The 25,058-nt window shown below is 57.9% G+C and carries 22 protein-coding genes, 1 pseudogene and 1 riboswitch; of the genes and pseudogenes, 11 read left to right on the forward strand and 12 right to left on the reverse strand.

The window, feature by feature from the left end:
* Nucleotides 1–2: 2 nt before the first annotated feature.
* Entirely contained in the window at nucleotides 3–686 is a 684-nt protein-coding gene (locus tag AGA_RS12120; RefSeq protein ID WP_059024508.1) for a Fe2+-dependent dioxygenase, read from the reverse strand.
* A 287-nt stretch (nucleotides 687–973) separates the two neighbouring features.
* On the opposite strand from AGA_RS12120, the gene AGA_RS12125 reads away from it, so the two are divergent.
* Together AGA_RS12125 and AGA_RS12130 are read left to right on the forward strand one after the other, a co-directional pair.
* The gene (locus tag AGA_RS12125) at nucleotides 974–2,308 is read left to right on the forward strand and encodes a GGDEF domain-containing protein (protein ID WP_172793746.1); all 1,335 of its coding nucleotides are present in this window, start codon (nucleotides 974–976) and stop codon (nucleotides 2,306–2,308) included.
* A 338-nt stretch (nucleotides 2,309–2,646) separates the two neighbouring features.
* Nucleotides 2,647–3,315 (forward strand): HD-GYP domain-containing protein, encoded by a 669-nt coding sequence (locus AGA_RS12130; protein WP_059024510.1) that lies wholly within the window; start codon nucleotides 2,647–2,649, stop codon nucleotides 3,313–3,315.
* A gap of 14 nt (nucleotides 3,316–3,329) precedes the next feature.
* Here AGA_RS12130 and AGA_RS12135 read toward each other — a convergent pair whose 3' ends face one another.
* Nucleotides 3,330–3,926 (reverse strand): PadR family transcriptional regulator, encoded by a 597-nt coding sequence (locus AGA_RS12135; RefSeq protein WP_059024511.1) that lies wholly within the window; start codon nucleotides 3,924–3,926, stop codon nucleotides 3,330–3,332.
* A 107-nt stretch (nucleotides 3,927–4,033) separates the two neighbouring features.
* Nucleotides 4,034–4,114, forward strand: a riboswitch (Fluoride riboswitch).
* Between the two features lie 138 nt (nucleotides 4,115–4,252).
* Here AGA_RS12135 and AGA_RS12140 point away from each other — a divergent pair.
* The gene (locus tag AGA_RS12140; RefSeq protein WP_059024512.1) at nucleotides 4,253–5,071 is read left to right on the forward strand and encodes a universal stress protein; all 819 of its coding nucleotides are present in this window, start codon (nucleotides 4,253–4,255) and stop codon (nucleotides 5,069–5,071) included.
* Between the two features lie 32 nt (nucleotides 5,072–5,103).
* Nucleotides 5,104–5,517: a fluoride efflux transporter CrcB gene (crcB, locus tag AGA_RS12145; protein WP_059024513.1), complete on the forward strand. Its 414-nt coding sequence runs from the start codon at nucleotides 5,104–5,106 to the stop codon at nucleotides 5,515–5,517.
* Nucleotides 5,518–5,545: 28 nt separating this feature from the next.
* Here crcB and shc read toward each other — a convergent pair whose 3' ends face one another.
* Together shc and AGA_RS12155 are read right to left on the reverse strand one after the other, a co-directional pair.
* On the reverse strand, nucleotides 5,546–7,549 hold the full coding sequence (gene shc, locus AGA_RS12150; protein ID WP_059024514.1) for a squalene--hopene cyclase: 2,004 nt from the start codon (nucleotides 7,547–7,549) through the stop codon (nucleotides 5,546–5,548).
* A gap of 140 nt (nucleotides 7,550–7,689) precedes the next feature.
* On the reverse strand, nucleotides 7,690–8,250 hold the full coding sequence (locus AGA_RS12155) for a TetR/AcrR family transcriptional regulator (RefSeq protein WP_059024515.1): 561 nt from the start codon (nucleotides 8,248–8,250) through the stop codon (nucleotides 7,690–7,692).
* Nucleotides 8,251–8,447: 197 nt separating this feature from the next.
* On the opposite strand from AGA_RS12155, the gene AGA_RS12160 reads away from it, so the two are divergent.
* Genes AGA_RS12160 through AGA_RS12185 form a run of 6 tightly spaced genes read left to right on the forward strand, consistent with a single transcriptional unit; the run spans nucleotide 8,448 to nucleotide 16,644 of the window.
* On the forward strand, nucleotides 8,448–9,113 hold the full coding sequence (locus AGA_RS12160; RefSeq protein ID WP_231945839.1) for a TetR/AcrR family transcriptional regulator: 666 nt from the start codon (nucleotides 8,448–8,450) through the stop codon (nucleotides 9,111–9,113).
* Nucleotides 9,110–10,216: an efflux RND transporter periplasmic adaptor subunit gene (locus AGA_RS12165; RefSeq protein ID WP_083503642.1), complete on the forward strand. Its 1,107-nt coding sequence runs from the start codon at nucleotides 9,110–9,112 to the stop codon at nucleotides 10,214–10,216. Before AGA_RS12160 ends, AGA_RS12165 begins: the two co-directional genes overlap by 4 nt.
* The gene (locus AGA_RS12170) at nucleotides 10,194–13,316 is read left to right on the forward strand and encodes an efflux RND transporter permease subunit (protein WP_059024517.1); all 3,123 of its coding nucleotides are present in this window, start codon (nucleotides 10,194–10,196) and stop codon (nucleotides 13,314–13,316) included. The genes AGA_RS12165 and AGA_RS12170 overlap by 23 nt, the downstream gene beginning before the upstream one ends.
* Nucleotides 13,313–14,749: an efflux transporter outer membrane subunit gene (locus AGA_RS12175; protein WP_059024518.1), complete on the forward strand. Its 1,437-nt coding sequence runs from the start codon at nucleotides 13,313–13,315 to the stop codon at nucleotides 14,747–14,749. The genes AGA_RS12170 and AGA_RS12175 overlap by 4 nt, the downstream gene beginning before the upstream one ends.
* Nucleotides 14,750–14,792: 43 nt before the next feature.
* Entirely contained in the window at nucleotides 14,793–16,109 is a 1,317-nt protein-coding gene (locus AGA_RS12180) for an Hsp70 family protein (RefSeq protein WP_083503643.1), read from the forward strand.
* 55 nt (nucleotides 16,110–16,164) lie between these two features.
* Nucleotides 16,165–16,644: a YaiI/YqxD family protein gene (locus tag AGA_RS12185; RefSeq protein WP_059024519.1), complete on the forward strand. Its 480-nt coding sequence runs from the start codon at nucleotides 16,165–16,167 to the stop codon at nucleotides 16,642–16,644.
* 36 nt (nucleotides 16,645–16,680) lie between these two features.
* Here AGA_RS12185 and AGA_RS12190 read toward each other — a convergent pair whose 3' ends face one another.
* The 3 genes from AGA_RS12190 to AGA_RS12200 form a co-directional block, all read right to left on the reverse strand.
* The gene (locus AGA_RS12190) at nucleotides 16,681–17,661 is read right to left on the reverse strand and encodes a COG2958 family protein (protein ID WP_059024870.1); all 981 of its coding nucleotides are present in this window, start codon (nucleotides 17,659–17,661) and stop codon (nucleotides 16,681–16,683) included.
* Between the two features lie 195 nt (nucleotides 17,662–17,856).
* Nucleotides 17,857–18,129 (reverse strand): hypothetical protein, encoded by a 273-nt coding sequence (locus AGA_RS12195; RefSeq protein ID WP_059024520.1) that lies wholly within the window; start codon nucleotides 18,127–18,129, stop codon nucleotides 17,857–17,859.
* A gap of 262 nt (nucleotides 18,130–18,391) precedes the next feature.
* Nucleotides 18,392–20,713, reverse strand: a complete 2,322-nt coding sequence (locus tag AGA_RS12200) for a TonB-dependent hemoglobin/transferrin/lactoferrin family receptor (protein WP_059024521.1) — start codon at nucleotides 20,711–20,713, stop codon at nucleotides 18,392–18,394.
* Nucleotides 20,714–20,873: 160 nt separating this feature from the next.
* Here AGA_RS12200 and AGA_RS12205 point away from each other — a divergent pair, with 160 nt between their 5' ends.
* Nucleotides 20,874–21,461: a biliverdin-producing heme oxygenase gene (locus AGA_RS12205; protein WP_059024522.1), complete on the forward strand. Its 588-nt coding sequence runs from the start codon at nucleotides 20,874–20,876 to the stop codon at nucleotides 21,459–21,461.
* Between the two features lie 78 nt (nucleotides 21,462–21,539).
* Here the strand turns inward: AGA_RS12205 and AGA_RS12210 are convergent, their stop codons facing one another.
* From AGA_RS12210 to AGA_RS12230, 5 genes and pseudogenes are all read right to left on the reverse strand, one after another.
* Nucleotides 21,540–21,860, reverse strand: coding sequence for an antibiotic biosynthesis monooxygenase family protein (locus AGA_RS12210; protein WP_059024523.1), 321 nt, complete (start codon nucleotides 21,858–21,860; stop codon nucleotides 21,540–21,542).
* A 24-nt stretch (nucleotides 21,861–21,884) separates the two neighbouring features.
* Nucleotides 21,885–22,694, reverse strand: coding sequence for an ATP-binding cassette domain-containing protein (locus tag AGA_RS12215; RefSeq protein ID WP_059024524.1), 810 nt, complete (start codon nucleotides 22,692–22,694; stop codon nucleotides 21,885–21,887).
* Nucleotides 22,691–23,743, reverse strand: a pseudogene (locus AGA_RS12220) (FecCD family ABC transporter permease). Before AGA_RS12220 ends, AGA_RS12215 begins: the two are co-directional and overlap by 4 nt.
* Entirely contained in the window at nucleotides 23,740–24,633 is an 894-nt protein-coding gene (locus tag AGA_RS12225) for a heme/hemin ABC transporter substrate-binding protein (RefSeq protein ID WP_059024871.1), read from the reverse strand. Before AGA_RS12225 ends, AGA_RS12220 begins: the two are co-directional and overlap by 4 nt.
* Before the next feature lie 80 nt (nucleotides 24,634–24,713).
* Nucleotides 24,714–25,031 (reverse strand): antibiotic biosynthesis monooxygenase family protein, encoded by a 318-nt coding sequence (locus tag AGA_RS12230; RefSeq protein ID WP_231945843.1) that lies wholly within the window; start codon nucleotides 25,029–25,031, stop codon nucleotides 24,714–24,716.
* Between the last annotated feature and the right edge of the window lie 27 nt (nucleotides 25,032–25,058).

A 25,058-nucleotide genomic window follows, 5' to 3' on the forward strand; every position in this document is an offset into this window, starting at 1 on the left:
GCTTACAACTCGGCCCATTGCCGCATAAGGTTATGGTAGGTGGCCGTCAGGCCCAGCACGGCGGAGTGGTTATCTGGCAAACTCTGCCGCGTTTCCATAATGGCGCGGTCAAACTGGTAAAGCAGCGCGCGCTGCGTATCATCCCGCACCATGGACTGTGTCCAGAAGAAGGACGCCCAGCGGCTCCCCCGCGTAATGGGACTTACCGCGTGCAGGCTGGTGGAAGGGTACACCACCATATCCCCCGCTGGCAGTTTGACGGTCTGCTGGCCGTAGGTGTCCTGTATAACCAGTTCTCCCCCATCGTATTCATCCGGCCCGCTGAGAAACAGGGTGGAAGACACATCCGTACGCACACGGAAGCCGGTGTCCGGCACAGGACGAATGGCGTTATCCACGTGCATGTCAAACTGCATACCCTGATCGTAGCGGTTGAACAGCGGCGGATAAACGCGCAGCGGCAGGGCAGCACTATGGAATACGGGGTTCCGGCCCAGTGCCTGCAAAATCAGGTCTCCCAGATGTTTGCTGGCCTCGCTCTCCTGCGGGATCTGAAGGTTGTATTTGGCTTTGGCGGACTGGTCCCCCGCCGTTACCTTGCCATCCACCCAGCTCTGCTGCTCCAGAATCTGGCGGAAATAGGCGACCTCATCCGCTGTCAGAACCTTGGGAATATGGACCAGCATACGCGTGTGCTCCTTGGCTGAATGCGTTGGCTGGTTATAGGTTCATTTGCGAATGATTATCAAACAAAATGAGCGATGAAAGAGCAGACCCCCAACAGGGCACCTTTATTGTGGTATGCGCAAATACCGCAGCCCCTGCTTTGTGTTATAAACGGGGTTCGTATTATACTGGAGCGCGTATGTTCTGATACGGCGTTTGGCTTTCTCTTTAACCATCCTCGCGCAAACACATTTTATACTTTTATATCAAAGGGTTCTGCAAAAATATGTCTCCCGCCTTCATGAATATGTCCCCACTGAACCAACTAAAGGAGACAATCAACGGAACCCCGGGCCATATCCGGCAGATTTTACGGTCCGTTGTGCAGGAGACCGGGCCACACTGTGTGGACCTTTTTTATAAAACCCTGTTCCACCACGAACGTGCGGCGATTTTTTTGGAAAAGGAAACCGTTGAGGTCAAAATGCGGCCTCAACTGCTGGCGTGGATTCAGAGCCTGTTTTCCACCGAGGCCGATCAGGCGGAAGACCTGAGCGAACTCCAGTGCCGGATTGGCGCGGTCCATGCCCGGTTGGACATTCCGACCGACATTGTTGTGTACGGCATTTACATTATAAAACAGGCACTTGTTGTGGGGATCAAAGAGGCCACCACAAACAAGGATGATGTTATTGACGCCATTATCTACCTGAACACCATGATGGACTTCGCCTTCAAGTTCATGATCAAGGCGTATGACATCAACTTCCGCAAGAAGGTGGAAAGTGACGAGGCCTTCCGCCTTGTCTCCCTCGGCCACAATATTTCCTACGAAAAAGAAACGCAGATCAGCACATTTTCAAGCTGGAGCACGCAGGCTTTCTTCTGCCTGTGCAAAGGGCACGCCACGGACCTGCCCACCATTGCGGAATCTGAATTTGGCCTATGGCTGACCCATAAGGGGATGAGCCTGTTCAAAGGCACGCATGAAGCAACGGAAATTCAGCACAAGGTGCGCGATCTGGATACCAAGATTGAGGCCATTCAAAAAAGCGGCGTCATTCCGCCCGAATTCCCGACCGAGCTGCACGCCACCATTACCAACCTTACGTTTCTGATCGGCCGCGTCTTCCGGCATCTGGAGGAAGTGGAAAACGGGCGTGACCCGCTGACCAAGGTGTTCAACCGCCGGTTTCTGGAGGTGGTCATCCAGAACGAGATCACCTTTGCCCTCACGCATGAAAAGCCGTTCAGTCTGGTTATTCTGGATATTGACCACTTCAAAAAAATCAACGACCGGTTTGGCCATCTGGTTGGGGATGAAGTGCTGTGCTTTGTGGCAGAAATTATTGCCGCCAACGTGCGCGCCAACGACTTTATCTTCCGTTACGGCGGGGAAGAATTTTTGGTTGTTCTGACCGAAACCACAACAACGGAAGCCCTCGCCTGTGCAGAACGCATCCGCCGCGCACTGGCGGAACAGGCCCTGACTCTCTCCTCCAACGACAAGGTGACCGTCACCCTCTCTGGCGGTGTGACGTCTTTTGCGGGGGAAACCAACAGCCGTCTATTGATCCATCAGGCGGATGAGGCACTCTACAAAGCCAAGAATTCAGGCCGCAACCGCATTGTTACGGCATAGGGCTGGCGCAAAATTTCTCAAATTTACGAATAAATTACCATACGCATGTAGCATTTCTTCTACCAATAAGAAGAAACGCTCTTGCGGATATCTGCATCCCACTTATGTGCGGTGCAGATATAATCCCCTGATTAAAAACAATTTTATATCGCTCACACCTGCATTTTTCCATACGGTTGGCTGGAATTCCTTTCTGGCATTGCAACAGTTGCAGTGCAGAGACGCCATGTTTTCTTGGTAATAATTTTTTTTCCGAGTTTACGGCGAATTTTATTGCTTATAAAATCGTCCAACGAAAACTGAATAAATCACTTTCAATCTCCACGAGTACACTATGTATGCCTGACTGCACCATCGCCTCCATGTGGGATGCCGGAACGCTTCCCCCTCCCACTCTCCCCCATAAGGATTTCATCAAAGGGGTGAGCAATATCCAGAACGGGCATGGTCGTCGTGTTGGGCTGCTGGCTGTACGAATCAACCAACTGGCGCGGCTCGGGCTGGACCCTGACACCATGCAACTGGCTGGAGAATTGCATGATACCGGCAAGGTACTGACCGGGCGGGACATCCTGCACGCCCCCCGCGCCCTGACGCCGGAAGAAAAAAGCATTATTCGCAAGCACCCCCTGCTAGGGCTGGGTGTGCTGCAATGGTACGAACACTCCTTCCCGCGGGAGGTCATGGATGCCGCCCTGCTCCACCACGAACGATGGGACGGCACAGGCTACCCGCTGGGGCTAAAGGGCCGGAACATTCCGCTCTGGGTGCAGGTCATATCCGTTGCGGATACTATTGATGCCTGCCTGTCCAAGCGCAATTACAAACATTCATGGACGCCGGATGCCGTCCGGCAAATTCTGCAACAGGAGGCCGGGCGGGCGTTTGAACCCAAGCTGGCCACGCTGTGTGCAACCCATATGGATGAATTGCTGGACGTGTGGAAAGCCGATTATGCTTGGCAGAATGCGGGTAACCACCCGCCCGCCAACCAGCACGCCAACTAACCCCCGGCAGCCCCTCAGACCTGCCCGATTGTGCGGGCTGCCTCATCCAGCAGGGCGGCAATTTTGTCTTCTGCCTGCGGGTCCAGCCCGCCATTGCGCAGCTTAAGGCGCAGGGCGGTTTTCAGGTTTTCCATCGCACGCACCACAGGCACAGAGGCATGACGCCGCCCACTCCGCCCTTCTTCCGGGGCTTTTGCCACGCGTGAGAGAATTTCGGCCAGTCCGGCGTGGTTTGCGTTTACAAATGCCTCGCCTTCTGGCGTGACGTGGTAAGTCTTGCGCCCGTCTTCCTCAACAGGGCGAATATAGCCAGCCTCTTCCAACCATGTGAGTGTTGGGTAAATAACGCCGGGGCTGGGCGTATAGCTGCCTGCAAATTTCTCCTCAATGGTTTTGATCAGTTCGTACCCATAGGTTGGTTTTTCCCCAATCAGATTGAGGACGAGCAGGCGCATCTCCCCATAATCAAAAAGCCGATGGCGGCCACCCCGCCGGCCAGCGCCGCCACGACCATGATGATGGCGACCACCACCTGTTAGAGCGGGCAGACCTTCAGGAGCAAAAAACTGGTGGCGGTTACGACCGCCTGCGTGTCTGTTTTTGTGTTTCATAATTCCGATATAGGTTCCGATATATCGTAAGTCAAGATATATCGGGATATAATCTTTATTCCGCCTGCTTCCGGGTCATATTGACTTGTCTGCTGCGTTTTCTTCATACTACGCACGGCAATGGACTCTGCCGGATTTTGGCTTCCCGAAATCGAACCGCCCTGTTGGCTGATGATTCCTACCCCGCAAAAACCATGCGTGAGGGAGGAGTGTGTCCAGCGCCATGCGCCCACAAACAGATTTGCCACCCCGCGCCAGTGCAATGCCCGTGGTGTCTCCGCTCCCAGCCCTGCCACCACGCCCTTACCGAGAGGCCAGAGCTGCCTATGCGTATTCTCGCTGTTCTTGACCAACCCGATACCGCAGCCCTAACGCTGGACACAGCCAGACAACTGGCGGAACGCGTGGCCGGTACGGCAATATGCGTCCTTCACCCCAAACTGGCCACCAACCCGGATTTTCAAAGCCCGGATGAAGGTTTGCCAGACGCAGCCGAACAAGCCCGCTTTGCACAAAGTGTCACAGCCCGCGCCACGGCTTTGCACCAGATTTTTGACAACTGGCGCACAACGCACTCCGACATAGCCAACGCCCAATGGGAAGAACAAGCGGGAGACACGCGTGCACTGGTCCGCCTTGCGGCAGAAAAAGCCGACCTTGTTGTGCTGGACCGCCCGACAACTACCACCCCAAAAACAACGGAGCAGGCGTTTACCGCAGCACTTTACGATGCACAGGCAACCGTTGTGCTGGCTCCATTAGCAGCACAGGCCACACTTGGCTTGCACCCGGTCATTGCATGGCAGGACACCGCCAACCTTGCCCACGCCATCCACAGCGCACTCCCTCTTTTGCAAAAAGCGCTGCATATCACTTTTATTATTGGAGAATCTTTTCCCCTCACAGTTCCTGACCCTGCCTTGGTTGCAGAACTCCGCGCTGGGGGAATTACGGTCACCGTGGAGCGGTTCATACTAACGGATGAGCCGGTTGGGGAGCAGATAAAGGCCCACGCTCTGCGCGCCGGAGCGGACCTGCTGATTATGGGCGCTTATGGTCGGCCCCGCTTTATTGAATGGCTATGCCATGGCCCAACGGTGGATATTCTGGCCCACACATCCTTGCCTATCCTGACCCACCATTAACAAAAACCCATTACTGGAGAAAATGTTTTCCTATGTCCGCCAATATCTTCCCTTCTCTTCTCATCGGCCTTGCAGGGGCGGCTGGTACATTGCTGCGCTACTGGGTCGGGCTGGCCACCATGCGCTGGAGCCAGGTGCTACCTTGGGGCACAATTTTGATAAATGTTACGGGGTCTTTTGCCATTGCCTTTTTTGGCACCCTGACCGCAGCCAGTGGCCGCCTGCCTGTATCCGAAACCGGCAGACTGGTTTTTATGGTCGGGCTATGCGGTGGCTACACCACCTTTTCGTCCTTCAGCCTGCAAACGCTCGATCTGTTGAAAAATGGCACACCGGGCCGCGCACTGCTGAACATCGGTTTATCCGTGGTGCTGTGCATGGCCAGTGTAACCGCAGGCTACATGGCTGCTCAGGCCATAAATGGCCTGAGCGATGGTAAAAGCTAAAGCGAAAACAACAGAAAATTAAAAGCGCTTAGTTCTTTATGGGAATAATCCGGGCGGCCCGGCTAAGCGCCATAAGCGGGAAGAACTGGCGGTACAGGTCATACCGCAGCATGAATGCGCGGGAGAGTTCCGCCCCCTGCTGCAACCGTTTGGCCACCGCCGGGTCATCCAGCTTAATGGTCTGCCCAACCCCATAACCGGGGAAGCCAGTGCCGGTAAATTCTTCCTCCGTCCAGCTCCCGTCTTCTTCCTGACGGTCAATCAGGAACCGGCAGCCCCGCGCAATGGCCTCATGGTCCTGCGGGCGGTTAACGGCAATCAGCCCCATAAGCGCCCATGCAGTTTGCGAGGCTGTAGGCGTGCCATGACCAATGGATGCAACATCCATATAAGATGCACAACTTTCGCCCCAACCGCCGTTTTCCTGCTGGTGAGCAACAAGCCAATCACACGCACGAGTAATGTACGGCTGCGTCATGTCCTCGCCAATGGCGGCAAGGGCGGGCAGCACGGCCCCGGTGCCGTACAGGTAGTTCACACCCCAACGGCCAAACCATGCCCCGGACGGCTCCTGCTCTGCACGAATATATGCCAACCCGCGCTGGATGGAGGGAGTCTCCCTTGGCAGGCCAAGCAGGCCAAAGGCTTCCAGCACATGGGCTGTCACATCCACAGAGGGTGGGTCCAGTGCTTCACCAAAGTCACAGAACGGAATTTTGGAAAGCAGGCTGCGGTTGTTGTCCTTATCAAACGCCCCCCAGCCGCCGCATGTGCTCTGCATGGCAATCAGCCAGTTCACACCGCGGGTAATGGCGGCTTCTACGCCTTTTTTCTTCCATTCCTCCCGATGACGGCAGGCGGAAAGCGCAATAAGAGCCACGGCCGTATCGTCCGTATCCGGGTAGCGGTCATTGGCATATTCAAACGCCCAGCCGCCCGGTTCCACACCCGGCAGTTTGATCGACCAGTCCCCCGTCACACGCACCTGCCGCTGGAGCAGCCAGTCCAGCGCCTTGTCCATTTCTGGCGTGTAGCGTTCTTCCGCCCCGGCGTCATGCAGGGCCATAAGGGCCAGCATAGTGTCCCACACCGGGCTGTTGGTTGCCTGAACCCACGAGGCATCGCCCCGGTCCTGCCGCCAGCCGGGGTCATCCAGCGCGGCAAGGGCTTTGGCCATAACGGGGTGGTGGAACTGGTAGTCCTCCCCATGCAGGGCCATAAGACCATAGACCCACGGGGGTTGAATTCCACCCCAACCGCCATCCGCATCCTGATGCCGGATAATCCATTCCAGCATGTGCTTAATGGCTGCCTCACGCAGGGTGTTGCGTTTGAGGAATTTGGACTGGAGCCAGTGCAACCCACGATCTGTGGTACGGAAAAAGCTTGACCACAGGTCCATCCCATCCCTTTTGGGCAGAACGTAATCAAAGTTCTCACGCCCACCGGGGAAGAGTGCATCCAGCCGGTCCTGCGGGCGCAGGGGGCGGCTAGGCCTACGGGCGGACAAAATGGCCAGCGGCACCAGCGTTGCCCGCGCCCACTGCGCAAAATTGTAGATTGAGAAAACAAATTTGTTGGGGAACCAAATAATTTCCGGCGGGAGGTTGGGGGTCTGCTCCCACGGCCATTCCCCAATTAATGCCAGCCAATAACGGGTAAACACCCGGATGTTCCTTAGCCCGCCCATGCGCATAATCCATGCACATGCCTTGCTCAGGGCTGGCGTATCAGCCGGGTAACCCAGCGAGCGCAGGGCCGCGTAGGCCTCCACCGTTGCGTTAATATCCCCGTTCCCTGCACCCCAGTAAATGCCCCAGGACCCGTCCTCTCGCTGCATTTGCAGCAGGGCGTTACCAAGGCGGGGGCGCAGCGGATGGTCCTCCAGCCCTAAATACCACAAAGCCAGACACCACTCCGCCTCCATGGAGGCATTGGAGGCAACTGGCCCAACCCAATGCCCATCGGCCTTCTGCTCCCCTATCAGCCAGTCACAGGCCGCAGCCACGGTGTGGGCCAGACTGTTATCCATGCCTTTAAAAGGCGTGGGCGTTGCAGAGGTGGGAGTATGAGAATCAGACACGGCCGCCTTCACTTTCGAGGGGTGAGAAATCGTATTCATCTGAGAATACCCGAACGTCATATCAAAGTATATTCATGCAGGCTCAGGGCTTATGCGGCACCCGCCTCCACTGGTAAAGTGAGTTTTTGAATATCCTCAAAAACGCTGCTCCACTCAGCATCCTGCATATCGACAAAACCGAGGCTTCTTAGGAAAAAAGCGCCTTCTGCGGCAAAAATCATGGTGCGTATCTGCCGTGCTTCCACGGTATGGCCCTGCCCCGCCTCCAGCCAGCGGGTGTACCACGCCCGAACCCGCGCAAGATGCCGGGGGGACTGAAGCAGGGTGACAAGCATACCCACCATCCGCGCGCGCGTTGCATCATCTATCTGGCTACAGGCGCGGGCATAGGCGCGGGCAAGGTTGGTGGGGTCTTCTGCTTCCGCCCCGCGGCAATGCTCCACCTGCGTATCAAACACCAGAATCCAGCGGTCAATCAGGGCGGCAATCAGGTCATCCTTGCTGCCAAAGCAATATTGCAGCCCCCCTTTTGTAATACCGGCCTCACGGGCCACGGCGTCCAGCGTCAGGGCTTTTGCACCATTGCGCTGCACAAGCTGCTCCGCACAGGCCAGCACTTTTTCCCGGTCTATGGTTCTGGGGCGTGCCATAGGCGACCTCAATCCAGTTTAATTCCGTCCGGATGGAATTAAATAAAGCCGCTCCCCTTTTCAAGCCCCTGTCTGTTCAGCCCTGTTCCGCATCATTTTAGCGCACACAGCACATTGCGAGACGATACGGTCCCGTTTATTAATTCGGAACGTCAGAGTGATTCGGCACACAACCAGCGGGGGGAGCCAGCATGGGTATGAAGCGGCACGGAGGACGGCCAGATACAAAAATGTCTGGCGAGCTGGACCGGCTGATCCTGCAAACGGCCAGCCAACTGTTTGGCGAGCAGGGTTATGCGGCCACATCCATGGAGCAGATTGCCTCCTGCGCGCAGGTCAGCAAGCAGACCATCTACCGCCGCCATGCCTCCAAGGAGGCCCTGTTCATGACCGTCATGACCGATCTGGGCCAGAGCTTTCTATCCGCTGCGGCTCCAGCGGCGGACATGCTCTCCACCGACCCGCTCCAGGCCCTGCGCCAGACCATGCGCAGGCTGCTGGACCTTGTTCTCAGCCCCCGGACCATAGCGCTAAGCCGCACCTTTGTGGCCGAGGGCTGGCGGTTCCCCGACCTTGTGCAACATGCGGGTGTGCATATTTTTGAACCGCTGGAACGCCTGACATACGAACTGCTGGTTGCCGTGGAAAAAGCGGGCCTGCTGAACGGCATTTATGATCTGGTCGAAACCAGCCGCGCCCTGTCCGCCCTGCTGCTGGGTGGCCCACACCAGAACATGCTGTTCGGCCGCAACACCTTTGCAACGGCAGAGGCACGCGACCACTACCTTAATCAAGCGTGGGCCGTGTTCATGACCGGTATTCTCTCCCGCAGGACCACAACAGAACAGGGCATAACAGCATGACCCGGCACAGGCCCTTCCGCCACGTGGCTCCCCTTGTTGCAGGCGGTTGCCTGCTTGCCCTGCTCTCCGGCTGCCATAAAAAACCCACCCCGCCGCCGGAGGTACGGCCCGTGCGCTCCGTTGTGGTGCAACCACAGGACAGCACACAGGGCGACCTACTGAGCGGGCAGGTCGCAGCCCATAAAAGCGTCAACATGGCATTCCGCGTTCCGGGCAAAATTGTCGCGCGGGAGGTTGATGCAGGCAGCACGGTCCATGCCGGGCAGGTTCTGGCCCGGCTGGACAACACCGTAGCCCTGCAAACCCTGCGTGCCGCCACAGCGGATGCACAGGCGGCGCGGGCGGCGGTCGCACAAGCGGCGCCATTGTATAAACGCGCCACAGCGCTGCTGCCGGTCCGCGCCATCTCCCGCAATGATTATGACGAGGTGGTGCGCCGCTACAAAACCGCGCAGGACGCCGTGCAGTCCACACAGGCGCGGGAGCGGATTGCGCAGGAGGAGTTGGACCACACCCTCCTGCGGGCAGATACGGACGGGCTGATTACGGAGCGTCTGGCTGAGGTGGGCGAGGTTGTGGCTGCGGGCCAGCCGGTCCTGCGTATGGCACAAGCCGCCGGGCGGGATGCCCTGTTTGATATGCCCGCCGACCTTGTGCGGGCAGGACTGGCCACCGGCACGGACCTGTCCGTCTGCTTGGATGCGGACCGGCACATCTGCACCAATGCCCGCCTGTATGAACTGGCCCCCGATGCGGATCTGCTCACCAGAACCTACCGTGCCAAGGCCCTGTTGCAGGCAACACCCCCGGCCATGGTGCTGGGTTCCATTGTGGTGGGGCGCGTGGTCCACGCGGCACCCTCCGCCATCCACCTTCCCCCCGCTGCCCTGACCACACAGGGCAGCAACCCGGCCGTATGGGTCATAGACCCGGCCAGCTCCACCGTAAGCCTGCGCCCCGTTACCATTGCCAGCTATGGCGTGCAGGACGTGGCCATTGCCTCCGGCCTGCAACCGGGGGAGCGGGTGGTTACGGCGGGTGTGCAGGCCCTTTACCCCAACCAGAAGGTCTCCCTGCTGGATGAAGCCGATGTCCGACCCTAACAAGCCCACCGCCCCCACGGGCATCAACCTGTCGGACTGGTCCATCCGCCACCGTGCGCTGGTCCTGTTCTTCATGCTCGTTATTGCGGTGGCGGGCATCCGCTCCTACTTCAACCTTGGCCGTAACGAGGACCCGCCCTTTACGGTCAAGACCATGGTCATTGAGGCCATGCTTCCGGGGGCATCGGTTGAGGAAACCACGCACCAGCTTACGGACCGGATAGAAAAAAAGCTTCAGGAAACACCGTATTTTGACTACGTCAAAAGTTATACGGTTGCAGGCAAGACCACCATTCTGGTCAACCTTCTGGGCAGCACGCCCAAGGCGCAGGTTGCAGGCATATGGTACCAGGTCCGCAAAAAGGTGGGAGACATAAAACCCTACCTGCCCTCCACCACCGTTGGCCCCTTTTTTGATGATGAATTCGGGGACACCTACGGTATTATCTACGCCTTTACGGCCGATGGTTTTTCCCACCGTGAGCTGCGCGATTATGTGGAGACTGTGCGGGACGAACTGCTGCGTGTGCCCGATGTTGCCAAAATTGACACGCTGGGCGCGCAGGATGAGAAAATCTACGTCGATTTTTCCACCCACCACCTCTCCCGCCTTGGCATCAATGGCGTCATGATTGCCGCCGCCCTACAGGCCCAGAATGCACTGGTGCCCTCCGGCACAATGGACACCGGCAAGGAGCAGATTCTGGTCCAGCCCACAGGGCGCTTCAACACCGTGGATGACGTTGCCCGTGTGACGGTTTACGCAGGCGGCAAAAAAATCCGGCTGGGCGATATTGCCACCATTACCCGCACATATTCAGACCCACCGCAAACCCGGTTCCGTGTGAACGGGCACGATGCCATAGGCCTTGCCCTCTCCATGACCACAGGCGGCAATGTACTGGCGCTGGAACAAAACATTGTCGCCAAAATGGCCGAACTGCACGCCAGAATGCCCGTGGGCATAGAGGCGCATCTGGTGGCCAACCAGCCCAAAGTGGTCAAGGACGCGGTGGGTGACTTTACGGAGGCTTTGTTTGAGGCCATTGCCATTGTGCTGGGGATCAGCTTTCTCAGCCTTGGCGGGCGGGCCGGTACGGTGGTTGCGTTCTGTATTCCCTTTGTGCTGGCCGTTGTTTTTACCTGCATGGAAATACTGGGCATTGACCTGCAACGCGTCTCCCTTGGTGCGCTAATTATTGCACTGGGCCTGCTGGTAGATGACGCCATGATTACGGTGGAAAGCATGGTCAGCAAGCTGGAGGAAGGCTGGAGCCTGCCCCGCGCGGCCACCTTTGCCTACACCTCCACCGCTTTTCCCATGCTTACGGGCACGCTGGTTACGGTAGCGGGGTTTATTCCAGTAGGGTTCGCCCACAGCATTGCGGGGGAATACACGTTCTCCCTCTTTGCCGTTGTGGGGCTGGCGCTTATTGTCTCTTGGTTTGTAGCGGTGCTGATTGCGCCCCTTATTGGTGTCACCCTGCTGCGCGCCAGACCGGCCCGCAAAACGGCGGACACCAGCACCACGCCCCCCAAACGGGGGCGCATTATGGCGCTGTTTGAGCGGTGCCTGCTGACCTCCATGCGCCACCCCCGCACAACCGTGCTGCTGAGTGTGGGCGCACTGGGCATTTCTGTCCTGCTGGTCCCCCTTATACCGCAGCAGTTCTTCCCCGCATCGGACCGGCCGGAGCTGCTGGTCAACCTCTCCCTCCGCCAGAGCGCCTCCATTCGCGCAACGGATGCGGTCTCGCAAAAGCTGGACGCCATGCTGCGCGGAGACCCCGATATTGACCACTGGAGTTCATACATCGGGCGGGGGGCCATCCGCTTTTACCTGCCGCTGGACGAGCAGCTCCCCAACGACTTTTTTACCCAGACCGTCATTGTCACCAAAAGCACGCAGGCGCGGGAGCGTGTGCAGCGCAAGCTGGATGCCGCCCTAAGCCGGGACATGCCCGATGTGGTGCACGGCCTGTTCCCACTTGAGCTAGGACCGCCCGTTGGCTGGCCGGTGCAGTACCGCGTAAGCGGGCGCGACCCGGACAAGGTGCGCCAATACGCGCATGACGTGGCGCGGATTATGGCAGACGGTGGCAACCTGCACCTGATTAACTTTGACTGGGGCGACCCTGCCAGAAAACTGCGCATAGACGTAAGGCAGGAAGAGGCGCACCGCCTTGGCCTGTCCTCCGCCGCCATTGCGCTGGCCATTAACTCCGCCGTAACGGGCACGACCGCCACACAGGTGCGCGACAGCATTTACCTTGTGGATGTGGTGTTGCGCGCCAACCATGATGAGCGCCAGTCCATTGAAGGGCTGCGGAATCTGGACATACGGCTCCCCAATAACCTGACTGTCCCCCTCTCCTCCGTGGCGACAGTCGGCTATGTGGAGGACTATCCCCTTATCTGGCGGCGTAACCGCCTGCCCACCATGACCATTCAGGCCCAGCTGGCCAATGGCGTACAGGCCAATACCGAGGTCTCGGCTCTGGCAGGCAAGATTGCCGCCTTTGCTGCCCACCTGCCCCCCGGCTACTCCGTTGCGGTTGGCGGCACGGTGGAGGAAAGCACCAAATCGCAAAAATCGGTCATAGCGGTCATGCCTGTTATGGCGCTGATTATGATGGCGGTGCTTATGGTCCAGCTTCAGAGCTTCAAGCGCCTGCTGCTGGTGCTGAGTGTGGCCCCCTTTGGGCTGATTGGGGTGGTGGTAGCCCTGCTTATAACCCGCAACCCCATTGGCTTTATTGCCCTGCTTGGCCTTGTGGCCCTTGTTGGCATGATCATTCGCAACTCGGTCATTCTTGTGCACCAGATTACGATTGAGCAGCAGGAGGGCCGGTCCGAATGGGATGCGGTGGTGGCTGCGGCCATGATCCGTTTCCGCCCCATTATGCTGACCGCTGTTGCCGCCATTCTGGGCATGTTGCCCATTGCCTCCAGCGTGTTCTGGGGGCCCATGGCCGATGTGATCATGGGGGGGCTGGCGGTTGCCACGGCGCTGACACTCATCTTCCTGCCCTCGCTGTATGTTCTGTGGTTCCATGTGCGCGAACCCGCGCCGCCCAAGGTGGAGGGCCAAGCGCCATGAAAAAACTGCTCGTCCTGACCCCGCTGCTGCTGGCAGGGTGCGCGTGGCTTGCGCCGGACTACAAGCGCCCCGTCATGCCCCTGCCCAAAACATGGCAGAACGCCCCCACCACCCAGCGGGACGACAGCACATGGTGGCGCAGCTACAACGACCCGGTGCTGGACCAGTTAATTACGCAGGCCCTTGCCGGGAGTGATGACATTGCTCTGGCCAAAAACCGGCTGGGGCAGGCACAGGCGCAGTATAATTACGCCTTTGCCAACCAGCTCCCCGTCCTGTCTGTGGCGGGGACAGATGCCTACGGCAAGTTTGCCAATGGCCGGGTCAACGCGCTGGGGCAGTCCTTCCACTTCCCCAATAAAACAAGCAACTTTGGTTTTGTCGGCGGGATGCTCAACTACGAGCTGGACCTGTGGGGCAAAAACGCCAGCCTGAGCAACGCAGCCAAGGCCGGTGTACACGCGGCCCTGTATGCGCAGGCCGCAGCCCGGCTGAGTGTTGCCGCAGGCGTTGCCCAGCTTTACTTTACCCTGCGCGCACTGGATGCGGATGTAGCGCTGCTCCAGCAGACCGTACAAACGCAGGACGCCCTTTTAGCACTGGTGCAACGCCAGTACGATGTGGGCGCGGTAGATGCGCTAACCCTGCAACAGGTCACCGAGCAACGGGATGCCGTACACGCAACCCTGCCAGATATGGAAGACCGTAGAGACAAGACGGAAAGCGCACTGGCCGTGCTGGTTGGCCAGTCCCCGCAGGACATTGTGCAAAACGCAGTCCAGCGCGGGCAGGCCATACAGGCGCTGGTGGTGCCAGACCCCACGCCCTCTGTCCTGCCTTCGGCCCTGCTGGAACGCCGCCCGGACATTGCCATGCATGAACAGATGCTGATTGCGAGCAACTTCAATATTGGCTACGCGCGGGCGGCCTACTTCCCCTCCATTTCACTCGCCTCTCTGGCGGGCGTGAACAATATTGATATTGATAACCTCTACCGCGCCTCCAGCCGGTCATGGACATTAGGGGCCGCCATGGCCGCCCCCGTGCTGGACTTTGGCCGGACGGAAAGTGGTGTCAAACTGGCCAAGACAGGGCGGGACGAGCAGATCGTTCTGTACAAACAATCCATCCGCACCGCGTTCAAGGAAGTGCGGGATGCGCTGCTGGCCCAAGCGACCGCGCAAACGCGCGAGCAGGATACGCATGACCGGCAGACCGCGGCACAGGAGCGCCTGAACCTGACAAACCTGCGTATGGAGCAAGGCTATGCAAGCCAGATTGATGTTCTGGCGGCGCAGTCCTCCCTCCTTCAGGCCCAGCTTTCCTGCGTGACGGCCCGGCTGCAACGGCTGACCGCCTCGGTCGATCTGTATAAGGCAACGGGGGGCGGATTCCACACCTCTCCCTTAACAAACGCCAGACAGCCCCATTAACCCGGCAGGGAGCCCCATCCCGCCCACATATCGCACACAGGGCATGGACAGCATGGCAGGCGGGCTCTATTTTCCGCCGGTCATGACCTCCATACCCAACCTTACCCGCATTGGCATCGACTTTGGCACCACCAACAGTGTCATTGTCATCGCACGGCCTGACCGGACAATTCAGACCATCCGGTTCCCCACCCCTGATGGGGACACGAGCGAAACATGCCGCACATTGCTGGCCTTATGGCAGGAGCTGGAAGGCGGGCGGCGCGTTAACGAGCGGGCTGTGGGGGCGCACGCCATTGAAGCGCACCTTGATGACCCGTCCGAGACGCGGCTCATCATGTCCATGAAGTCCTATCTGGCGCAGGCCAGCTTCCGCGAGACACAGGTGTTTGGCCAGCGCCTGTCGCTGGAAAGCCTGATTGCGACCTTCTTGCAGGAATTCATGGCGCTTGGCGGCCTCTCCCCCGCTGACTGCCACGTAACAGTGGGGCGGCCTGTCCACTTTGTGGGTGACAATGCCGATGATGCGTTGGGAGAAACCCGACTGCGGGCTGCGTTTGCTCAGGCCGGTTTTGCCCAGATCTCCGTCATGATGGAGCCAGAGGCCGCAGGCTGGCGCTTTATGCAACGGCTGGACCGCCCGGCAACCGTGCTTGTTGGGGACTTTGGCGGCGGCACAAGCGATTTTTCGGTCGTACGCTTTGACCCCACCAGCCAGGACGCCACCCGCCCGCTAGGCCACGCAGGCGTGGGGCTGGCGGGGGACCAGTTTGACTTCCGTATTATCGACAACGTGGTAGCCCCTTTTCTGGGCCGGGACTGCACATTCCGCATTATGGGGGGCGAGCCGCTCCCCGTGCCGATTGAATGGTACCATGCCCTTGCCCGCTGGCACCGTCTCTCCCTCATGCGTACGCCGCGCATACTGAACGAAATAGCGGATGTGACCCGCACGGTCTCCGAGCCTGACAAGCTGAAAAACCTGATCGAGCTAATCCGCGAACAGCGTGGGCAGGAGCTCTACAACGCTGTTTCGGCCACCAAACGTGCGCTATCCTCCAACCCAACGGCCGAACTTGCCTTTTCCCAACCTGGTCTTGATATTCGGGCTACCGTCTCCCGCGCGGATTTTGACCGCTGGATTGCCCCCGACATTGCCCGTCTGGGCGCGGGCATTGATGCCGCACTCAACGAAGCATCCCTAAGCCCGGACCAGATCGACCGCGTCTTCCTGACCGGGGGCACATCATTTGTGCCTGCCGTACGGGCACTATTCACCTCCCGCTTTGGCGAGGAACGAGTGGAACTGGGAGGCGAATTTGTCTCCGTTGCCGAGGGGCTAGCTCTGGCAGGCGCATAACCTCCCCTCCCCCAAAAGGTTTACTCTGCGTCCCAGTCGGGGCAGTTCTGGGGGTATGACCCGTATTTTTATCGATTCCGATGCTTGTCCCGTCAAAGACGAGGTGTATCGCGTGGCTGGCCGCTACGGCCTGCATGTTTTTGTTGTCGCCAACCGGATGATCGCGGTGCCAGATGCCCCATTGGTGGAACGCATTGTGGTGGAAGCCGGGCCGGATGTGGCGGATGACTGGATTGCCGAACACACGCAGGATGCAGACATTGTCATTACCGCCGATATTCCACTCGCCGCACGCTGCGTGGAAAAAGGCGCTTATGTGCTGGAACCCAAAGGCCGCCTGCTGGATGGAGATGCCATAGGCATGGCGCTGGCTATGCGGAACCTGATGACCGACCTACGCTCCGCGGGAATGATGACACCGGGCGGCGCCCCCTTTGGCAAGGCAGACCGCTCCCGCTTTCTGTCCGCGCTGGATACACTGGTCATCAAGGCCCGCAAACCACGCCCGCGCCCGCTTACACCCCCGGTCTTTTAACCAGACTGACCAGCGGCCCCCTCCGGCTTGGTAGGCTTACTTCTTCTTTTTCCCCTGCTGGGGTTCACGGTAATCCCAGTCCTGTGGCCGCAGGTCCTTGGTCTGGTAGAACTGCCGGACAAGATTCAGAAAATGCGTAAAGTCCCGGCTGGACGCTGCCAGCCGGTTGGCACTGTTCCAATCAATGGCAGTCCGTTCCAATGCGGGAATCAAAAGTTCACTCTCGCTCGGGTTAGCCTGATCAAGCCGAATAACCCCAATCCCATGTGTGCCAGACAGCACCCGTAACTCACTAAGCGTTTCGCTTCCCTGAATTTCCGCAGCAACCAGATAGGGAAAATTCGCCCATGACGAATTGCTGACAGCCTGAAAAAAGGCTTCGCGCACATTGGCACGGTTAAGCAGCAGCTTGACCTCAAACGAATACAGCTTGCTCCGTGTTTCCGAACTGGCGGAAACGCAGTCTATAATCTCCCGCTCCCAGTTTGCTGTCAGATCTTCAATGCCGACCAGATCGGGATAAAGCCATTTGTTCCCATCCGACCCATGCTGGTTGCGTGCCCGTTTTTCATCAATGCGCATGGAATAAATGCCCAGTTCCGTTAGCAGAAACTGGGACAACAGGGGATACAGATCAAACTCACGCAGCCGGACCGGACCAGCAACCTGCGTATCGGCCTGCCCCGCCTCCTGCAAAGGGGCTTCTTCCCCTTCCACGGCTGCAACCTCATCGGAGTCAGAGTTCGTGGAGTAATAATATTTACGTGGCCGCTCCTCGGTTGTTTTAAGGTTGAAGCGCGCCTCCAGTTGTTTGCGCTGTGCGGCTATCTCTGCAACAATTTGTTGGAGCAAAGCATCATCGCTATCCAGCGTCTTGCTCCGCTCGCGCTTGTCTTCACACGCCTGCGGATACGTCTGCATGATCAGACGGGCAATATCCCGTGCAATCAGGCGTTGACCCGGCCGCTGTTTTAAAAGCTCTGGCACAAATTTAATAATCGAGAATTTTTCAGTCATAAAATAGTCCTGATCGTTTTCGGACATCATAAAAGAATGGAGCGCTCTGCCGCAAGTTGCCAAGTAGCGGAACACCCATCCGTGCATCAGCGCTTAAGGATGTGCACACATATCCCAATGGTCACAACCGAGACTTGCAATAAAAAAGGGCACCCTTTGCAGGGTGCCCTTTTTTATTAACAGGATAACCGGCAATTAGTTGCTCTGGTTATCGTCATGAGAATGTTCATGACCTTCGTGGCCTTCATGCCCTTCGTGGGACTGCTGTTCACCACCGCGATGTTCTTCACCACGCTTTTCGTGCTGGCCGCCTTCATGGCCTTCACGATGACCAGACTGACCTTCATTCTGGCCGGACTGGCCATCACGCTGTTCAGACTGGTGGTCACGATGTTCGTGATGTTCTGCGTGTGCAGCAAGCGGAAGAGCAAATCCAAGAACGGCTGTCAGAGCAATAAGTTTTTTCATCTTTAAAATCTCCTGAACAAACTGGTGTCATAAACTATCCCAGCGTCACACGAATTGTTAGGAACTAACCGAAGATGAATAAAGCAATTCATGCACATATATATTATATAATAAATACATATATGCGAATTTATCAAAATACCGTGATAATCATGACTGGCATTTTAGGCTTATTCATCCAACTACAGAATACAATATAGGCATGACGTCCTGTTGATCCATACGGAACAAAGCAGGAAGCCAGCCTATGTTACAGAATAGTTTAAAACTCAATTCGGGCTGTTACTTTAAAGGAGCGACCGGGTTGTGTGTAATACCGCTCGGAAAGAGAGGTAGAAGACTGACCATAGGGCAAAGAAGCCGCGTTATAATAAGCCTTGTCAAAAATATTGTACATACCGGCCTGAATCCGAAGAGGCTTGTAGAACGATGGGCTATACCATGCATTCAGGTCAAAAATAACATAACCCGGTGTTTTCCACTGGTTGGTCAATGTGCCGGTGGAGGTCAGATACTTGGCATTGTCACGCCCGGTGGCAAATGTGCCCGACAGGTCCGCCCCCCAACGCTGGGTTTTATATCCAAAGCCAATAATCCCACGGAACGGCGCGACCGAGCTCAGATGGAAGTTCATGTCCTGATCACGCCCATCGGCATAGGCCAGTGAACCCCATACATGCCAGTGGTCATCAAACGCCCAGTTTCCGCTGGCTTCCACCCCATAAATCCGCACATGCGCCAGATTGGTATAACCGTAACACAGCATATAACCCGTGCAGCCGCTTATCCCCATCATATCAATGAAGTTGTGATAATGGTTGTCATAGAAAGAAATTTTGGCACCCCGTTCCGAATTGCCGTATTTCATCCCGACTTCCCACCCCCGACTGCTTTCGGGTTTGAGGTTTGGGTTCCCAACAACCTGATAAACCGGAGGTGTGCTGTAGTTCAGATACTCCTCGGTGGCTGACGGTGCCCGATAAGCCTCTGCGTACTGACCGTATAGGACAAAGTCCTTGGCAATACGGGCTTCCACCAGCACCTTGGGAGAAAAGTGGGAGCCATGTGCCCCATGTGGCAGGCCTGCATAACCGGCATTGGCCATGTAGGATGCCGTGTTGTGTGGGTCGCGCTGGAAGTAGTCAAACCGGAAACCCGGAGTAATATGCAGCCATTCCCCCCGGCCAATGCCAATACGGTCCTGCACGATTGCCCCCATATCCGTCCCATGCACCTTGGGCATGTCCGAAAAATTGTCATGGGTATAGGCGTTGGACACGGCGCGCTGGCCGGTTTGCGTCTGGTAGGTATCGGTCAGGAAGACCTCTCCACCGTAAGTCAGGGCGTGGTGGAGCGGACCTGTAAAGATGTTGTTGGTCGCGGACCCGGTCACACCGTAAGATTCAACAGGCAGGGTCAGGTGCTGGTGCACATAGGACGTGGGTCTGGCCGGGTCCCTGTTGGTAATATCCGTATCGGTCTTTATGCTTTGCCAGTAAGCCAGAAAATGGGCCTCGCTGAACAGGGCCGTGGGGCTCTCTGCCTGATAGTCATAATTGGCGGACACGCGCGAACGCTGGTTCTCGCTCCGGGTGCGATAGACGTTGGTGGCGGTTGTTTCGGACGTTCTGGTGCGTTCGTTATAATTACGGTCAAACCATTCGCCCGTCAGGCCGACCCTGTGCCCTCCTTCAAAATAATGCCGGATTTTGCCCAGAAAACTCCCCTGATCATACGTTGCCGGGTTTTTGGCGGTGCGGGTGCGGCCATACCCTTCAATGTCGCCCCGGTTGCCGGTCTCGCTCCCGTTCTGGTAGCCACCTTGCAGCAGAAAAACCGTGTTTTTATACCGTGCGGCAAAAGCCTGATTCAGCAACGCAGCCTCGCTTGAGCCATTATAGGTGAGCTTGGTCAGCCCCCCAAAGGTCTTGCCCGGCTTAAGCAGATCTTCCGGGTCCAGCGTGCGCAGGGCAATAATCCCACCCAGCGCTCCGGTGCCAAAAAAGCTGGAATCCGCACTTTTAACCACGTCTATGGTCCCAAGGGAGTTGAAGTCAAAGTTGTTGACACCCCCCTGTGCCGAATTGAAAGACCCAGCATACGCGCCATCGTTTGCCCAAGGCATACGCACGCCATCTATGGTTGTTAAAATGCGGTTCTGGTCCAGACCACGAATGTTGATGCTGGAATTACCATTGCTGTAATTGACCGAGGCATCCACACGGCGGGCGTAGTCCTCCAGACTGTCTATCTGGCGGTCACGGAAGGTTTTAAGGGTGGTTGTTGTTGTCAACACACCTGCCTTGCCAACCGCGCTGTGGTCTTTATCGGGGTCAAATTTCATGGAATCCAGAATATCCGTGGCTCCACGAACCCTGACAGGCCCCAAAACGACAGTACTGGAAGAAACCGCAGGAGGCTTACTGGCGTTTTTACCAGTGTTGGCCTGCGTGGCTGTTTCTGCCCTGGAAGGTGCGGACTCTGTTGTCGCGGCTAAAGCGGGCGCTGTGCAGGCATAAACCAGAGCTGTGGTTGCCAGCATCCGGTAATGCGCAGCCCGGCAGAAAAGGGGCAGCCTTGTCATTGTGCATCCATGATGTTGATAATGAGAATCATTACGATTTAATGATGCAGAGTTAAGTATTCCCAAGCAAGCATTTATTGCATATGATTCTTATTTGCGTTAAATGCGCCACACTTTGCGTTCTTCCCAAATGCCACTTCTGTCGTAGAGGCCAAAAACCATGACCAGAACGTCCGACACACTCTCACTTTCTCTACGCCTTAAAGACGCCACGCACACGATTCATGAGGATCTGGACAGGGGAATTATGGCGCAGGGGCTGTTCTCCAGTGCTGATAAGTACCGGAATTTTGTGCAGCTTCAGTACCAGTTCCACAGAGATATTAACGGCCTGTACAGCCATGCCGATCTGGTGGAAACCATTCCTGATCTGGCGATCAGAAACCGCTTTGCACTGGTTCATCAGGATATGCGCGACCTTGGCCTGCCCCTGCCCGACGCCCAAAACCCGGTGGAGGCCAAAGACGCATCCACCGCCATAGGCTGGCTATACGTGGCGGAAGGCTCCAAACTGGGGGCGAATTTTTTAACAAAACTGGCTGAAAAACTGGGATTTACCGAAACCTTCGGGGCACGTCATCTGGCAGCGGACCCCGGGGGGCGTGGCCCGTCGTGGAACGCCTTTAAAAGCGCCATTGACCATGCGGGGTTTGACCCGGCTCTGGCGGTAACGGGGGCACGGGCTGCGTTTTTGCGCGTTAAAACCTATCTTAACGCACCAAACGCATCGCTCAACACTCCAGCCTGAACGAGCACCCTATAAAAATGGCCTGAAATGCCAAGCATTCTCAGGCCATTACAGCGTTTATCTATTAAGGCCTAAAGTCTAGGCCGAGACATCCTGCAACACGGTAAAGCCTTCAAACACCGGGGGGCCAGCCGTCAGCACACGGCCCTGCCCTGCCCCTGCATGGGCCTGACGGAACTGCTCGGACTGTGTCCAGCCCACAAACGCATCGTATGACTCCCACACCGTATGAGAGGCATAAAGCCTGACCCCATCTTTTTCCGGCCCTTGCAAAAACTGAAAACTGATAAATCCGGGCACTGTCTTTAATAAAACTTCACGCTCCAGCCAACGCTTCTGGAAGGCCTCCTCATTTTCATGGGAAACCAGAAAACGGTTCATGGCAATATACTGGGACATAGCCTGTTTTTTCTCCTTCAGCCTTTATTGGCAAATCATATCATGGGGCAGAACATAGGGCTTGCCGGTCCCCCCATGCATATGCACGCGCCCCTCTTCCACCCCAAACACCCGGCTAACCAGCGCGCTGGTTAGCACCTGTTCTGGCGGCCCCTGTGCGTCAATGCCCCCCTCATGCACCACAACAATGTGGTCCGCACAGGCGGCAGCCCAGTTCAGGTCATGCATCACCATCCCCACGCCTCCGCCACATCTGGCATGGGCGCGGGCAAGGTCCAGCACCAGATGCTGCCGCGATAGATCCTGCGCCGAGATCGGCTCATCCAGCAGCAAAAAGCCCGGTGGCTGGTCTGTACCATGCACCGGAGCCTCCAACTGCATCAACACCCGTGCCAGATGGGCACGCTGGCGCTCCCCTCCCGACAGGTCCATAACGTCCCGCTCGGCAAAGGCCGCCAGCCCTACCCGCTCCAGCAGCAGGCCCGCCAGCGCCCAGCGGGCCGAATGCCCCATGAATGGCGCGGAGACCTGCCCACCCATTGCCACCAGCTCACGTAGTGTAAACCGGGCCCGCAAGGCGCAATCCTGCGTTAACATAGCGCGACATGCCGCCAGTTGGGCGGGGGAAAAACTGGTTAAAGGCGCATTGCCAAGCCACACGGCGCCACTGGTTGCAGGCAACAACCCGCTGGCAAGGCGCAGCAACGTGCTCTTACCCGCACCATTTGGCCCGACAATGGCCGTAACCTGCCCCGGCTCAAACGCCAACGTAGCCCCGTGCACAATGGGCTTGCCCCCCACGCGCCAGCCCGCATTCCGCAAGGAGAGGCTCATGCCAGCACCTCCCGGTCATGCGCCCGTGTTAGGAGCCATACAAAAACCGGCGTGCCCAGCACTGCTGTTACAATACCCACCGGCACATCGGCTGGCATGGCAATAACCCGCGCCAACGTGTCCGCCGCCATAAGCAGGGCCGCACCCAGCAGGGCGCTACCCGGTAGCACCAGCCTGTGGTCCGGCCCTGTGACCAGCCTTACCAGATGCGGCACCACAACCCCCACAAACCCGATTGCCCCAGCAAAGGAGACGGTAGGCCCCACCGCGCAGGCCACCGCAAGCATGGCCAACCGCTTGATCCGCTCCACAGGGTACCCCATAAGCCGGGCGTCACTCTCCCCCAGCAACAGGGCATTCAAGGGGGCAGCCAAACCTGCCGTTATCCATGCCGCCACCAGCAGGAAAGGGCACAACAACCCAATACGCGACCATGTTGCACCGGCAAAACTGCCCATGGTCCAAAAGGTGAGGTCACGCAGCGCGGTATCGTTAGCACGGAAGATGAGAATACCCGTTAACGCACCAGCAAACGCGCTTAGCGCCACCCCGGCCAGCAAAATCATGCTTACAGAGGTTACCCCGCCACGCGTTGCAAACACATAAAGCAACTATGCGGCGGCAAAGCTACCCAACATACCGGCCACAGGCACTGCCCATGCCGTGCTCATAAGCGCCGCCTGTGCGGCCCCTGCCCCAACGTCCACCCACGCGCCGCCCAGCACAATGATGCAGGCCGTAGCCAGTGCCGCCCCGGAGGAGACGCCAATCAAACCCGGATCGGCCAACGGGTTACGAAAAAGCCCCTGCATGACCGCCCCGGCCACAGCCAGCGCGGCCCCCGTAAGCCCGGCCATAACAACGCGGGGGCCACGGATCTGGGTCAGCACAACCCGGTCTGCAAAGCCGTCCACCTGTGCACCGCTATGCCATAAGGCCATAAGATGCACCCCTGTTGCCCCAACATTGAGCGAGACAGCCGTAACCAGCGCCAGCAACGGCAACAGAGCGCACAAAAACAACACTGCGCGCCGCCGCTCCCCCGTCATGCGGGGTGGCCCACCGCCGCCAGCATTCTGGCCAGATCAAGTGCCGCCTGAGGCGTGCGGGGGCCAAAACCCAGCAGGCGCTCCCCTTCCATAACAACAAAGGCATTGCTGCGGCCTGCTGGCGTCAGCTTAAAGCCGGGGTCAGCCTGAAGAGCGGTACGAATGGGGGGCGCGGTCTGGTCCATCAGCAAGATGACATCGGGCCGCAGGGCCACCAGATTTTCCTGATCCACAATTTTGTAGCCTTGCATGGCCGCTCCGGCGTTAACGCCCCCGGCAAGGCGGATCATGGCGTCGGCTGCGGTGCCGCTCCCTGCGGCCATGGGGCGGTTGTTGGTCATACGCATAACAAACAGCACACGTGGCATCCACGTATGTGCGGCGCGCCACGCCACCAACTGCCGGAACTGCCCGGCAATGGTGGTGCAGAGTTGTTCACCCGCCTCTTTGGCATCTACCAGATCGGCCAAAAAGCGGGTCCGGCCCTCAATCGCCTCGGGGGAGGGTGTGGCATCCACAAACACCACGGGCACGCCCGATGCCACAAGCTGGTCCATGGCGGCGGGTGGTCCGGCATCGTTCATGGCCAGCACAAGGTCTGGCCGTAGGGAGAGAACCCCCTCGGACGATATGGCGCGCATATAGCCCAGACCTTTTTTCTCCTTCTGCGCCTGCTCTGGCCATGTGGAGGTTTGGTCCACAGCCAGAATAGCGCCTGACCGCCCCAGCGCATAAAGCGTCTCGGTTATGGGGCCACCAATGCTGGCTATTCTTGCAGCACTACGGAGCGTAACGTGTCGGCCTCGGCAGTCTGTGACCGTCCGACCCGCCTCCTCCTGCGCGCACCCAATGCGCGGCATAATGGCCGCAGCCGCGCCAGAAGCCAGCATAGCCGCAAAAGACCGGCGAGGAAGTGCCGCCATAGGGGGCAGAAGGGGAGCGGAGCGGGGTGTCATCCATGCGTTTTTCATCAGGCAGCCTGCTCCTGCCCTTCGACCGTGCGCAGCACATCGTAGCCACTGAATTCACGCTTTTCGAGCGTTAGCGGTTCGCCCTGCCCCATGCCTTTATGGGCAATGTGGAACAGTTCCGACTTACGCCAGGCCTCATACGCCTCGCGCGATGCCCAGATTGTTTGGGACGCATAGGCCACGTAAGCGGGCTGCACATCCCCCCGCATGAACTGGATCATTAAAAAACCGGGGGCCGTCCGCAGCAGAACCTCGCGGTCCAGCCAGCGACTTCTGAACTCGGCCTCTTTTTCCGGTCGGACTTTAAAACGGTTCATGGCAACAAACATTGGCCCCTCCACACT

Source organism: Acetobacter ghanensis (assembly GCF_001499675.1).
Taxonomy (GTDB): Bacteria; Pseudomonadota; Alphaproteobacteria; order Acetobacterales; family Acetobacteraceae; genus Acetobacter; species Acetobacter ghanensis.

What these genes read in the sequence shown, in the direction of transcription:
- AGA_RS12120 (WP_059024508.1), bottom strand. Translation starts at nt 686, where the DNA reads ATGCTGGTCCATATTCCCAAGGTTCTGACAGCGGATGAGGTCGCCTAT.
- AGA_RS12125 (WP_172793746.1), top strand. Translation starts at nt 974, where the DNA reads ATGTCCCCACTGAACCAACTAAAGGAGACAATCAACGGAACCCCGGGC.
- AGA_RS12130 (WP_059024510.1), top strand. Translation starts at nt 2,647, where the DNA reads ATGCCTGACTGCACCATCGCCTCCATGTGGGATGCCGGAACGCTTCCC.
- AGA_RS12135 (WP_059024511.1), bottom strand. Translation starts at nt 3,926, where the DNA reads ATGAAACACAAAAACAGACACGCAGGCGGTCGTAACCGCCACCAGTTT.
- AGA_RS12140 (WP_059024512.1), top strand. Translation starts at nt 4,253, where the DNA reads ATGCGTATTCTCGCTGTTCTTGACCAACCCGATACCGCAGCCCTAACG.
- crcB (WP_059024513.1), top strand. Translation starts at nt 5,104, where the DNA reads ATGTCCGCCAATATCTTCCCTTCTCTTCTCATCGGCCTTGCAGGGGCG.
- shc (WP_059024514.1), bottom strand. Translation starts at nt 7,549, where the DNA reads ATGGATAACAGTCTGGCCCACACCGTGGCTGCGGCCTGTGACTGGCTG.
- AGA_RS12155 (WP_059024515.1), bottom strand. Translation starts at nt 8,250, where the DNA reads ATGGCACGCCCCAGAACCATAGACCGGGAAAAAGTGCTGGCCTGTGCG.
- AGA_RS12160 (WP_231945839.1), top strand. Translation starts at nt 8,448, where the DNA reads ATGAAGCGGCACGGAGGACGGCCAGATACAAAAATGTCTGGCGAGCTG.
- AGA_RS12165 (WP_083503642.1), top strand. Translation starts at nt 9,110, where the DNA reads ATGACCCGGCACAGGCCCTTCCGCCACGTGGCTCCCCTTGTTGCAGGC.
- AGA_RS12170 (WP_059024517.1), top strand. Translation starts at nt 10,194, where the DNA reads ATGAAGCCGATGTCCGACCCTAACAAGCCCACCGCCCCCACGGGCATC.
- AGA_RS12175 (WP_059024518.1), top strand. Translation starts at nt 13,313, where the DNA reads ATGAAAAAACTGCTCGTCCTGACCCCGCTGCTGCTGGCAGGGTGCGCG.
- AGA_RS12180 (WP_083503643.1), top strand. Translation starts at nt 14,793, where the DNA reads ATGGACAGCATGGCAGGCGGGCTCTATTTTCCGCCGGTCATGACCTCC.
- AGA_RS12185 (WP_059024519.1), top strand. Translation starts at nt 16,165, where the DNA reads ATGACCCGTATTTTTATCGATTCCGATGCTTGTCCCGTCAAAGACGAG.
- AGA_RS12190 (WP_059024870.1), bottom strand. Translation starts at nt 17,661, where the DNA reads ATGACTGAAAAATTCTCGATTATTAAATTTGTGCCAGAGCTTTTAAAA.
- AGA_RS12195 (WP_059024520.1), bottom strand. Translation starts at nt 18,129, where the DNA reads ATGAAAAAACTTATTGCTCTGACAGCCGTTCTTGGATTTGCTCTTCCG.
- AGA_RS12200 (WP_059024521.1), bottom strand. Translation starts at nt 20,713, where the DNA reads ATGACAAGGCTGCCCCTTTTCTGCCGGGCTGCGCATTACCGGATGCTG.
- AGA_RS12205 (WP_059024522.1), top strand. Translation starts at nt 20,874, where the DNA reads ATGACCAGAACGTCCGACACACTCTCACTTTCTCTACGCCTTAAAGAC.
- AGA_RS12210 (WP_059024523.1), bottom strand. Translation starts at nt 21,860, where the DNA reads ATGTCCCAGTATATTGCCATGAACCGTTTTCTGGTTTCCCATGAAAAT.
- AGA_RS12215 (WP_059024524.1), bottom strand. Translation starts at nt 22,694, where the DNA reads ATGAGCCTCTCCTTGCGGAATGCGGGCTGGCGCGTGGGGGGCAAGCCC.
- AGA_RS12225 (WP_059024871.1), bottom strand. Translation starts at nt 24,633, where the DNA reads ATGCTGGCTTCTGGCGCGGCTGCGGCCATTATGCCGCGCATTGGGTGC.
- AGA_RS12230 (WP_231945843.1), bottom strand. Translation starts at nt 25,031, where the DNA reads ATGAACCGTTTTAAAGTCCGACCGGAAAAAGAGGCCGAGTTCAGAAGT.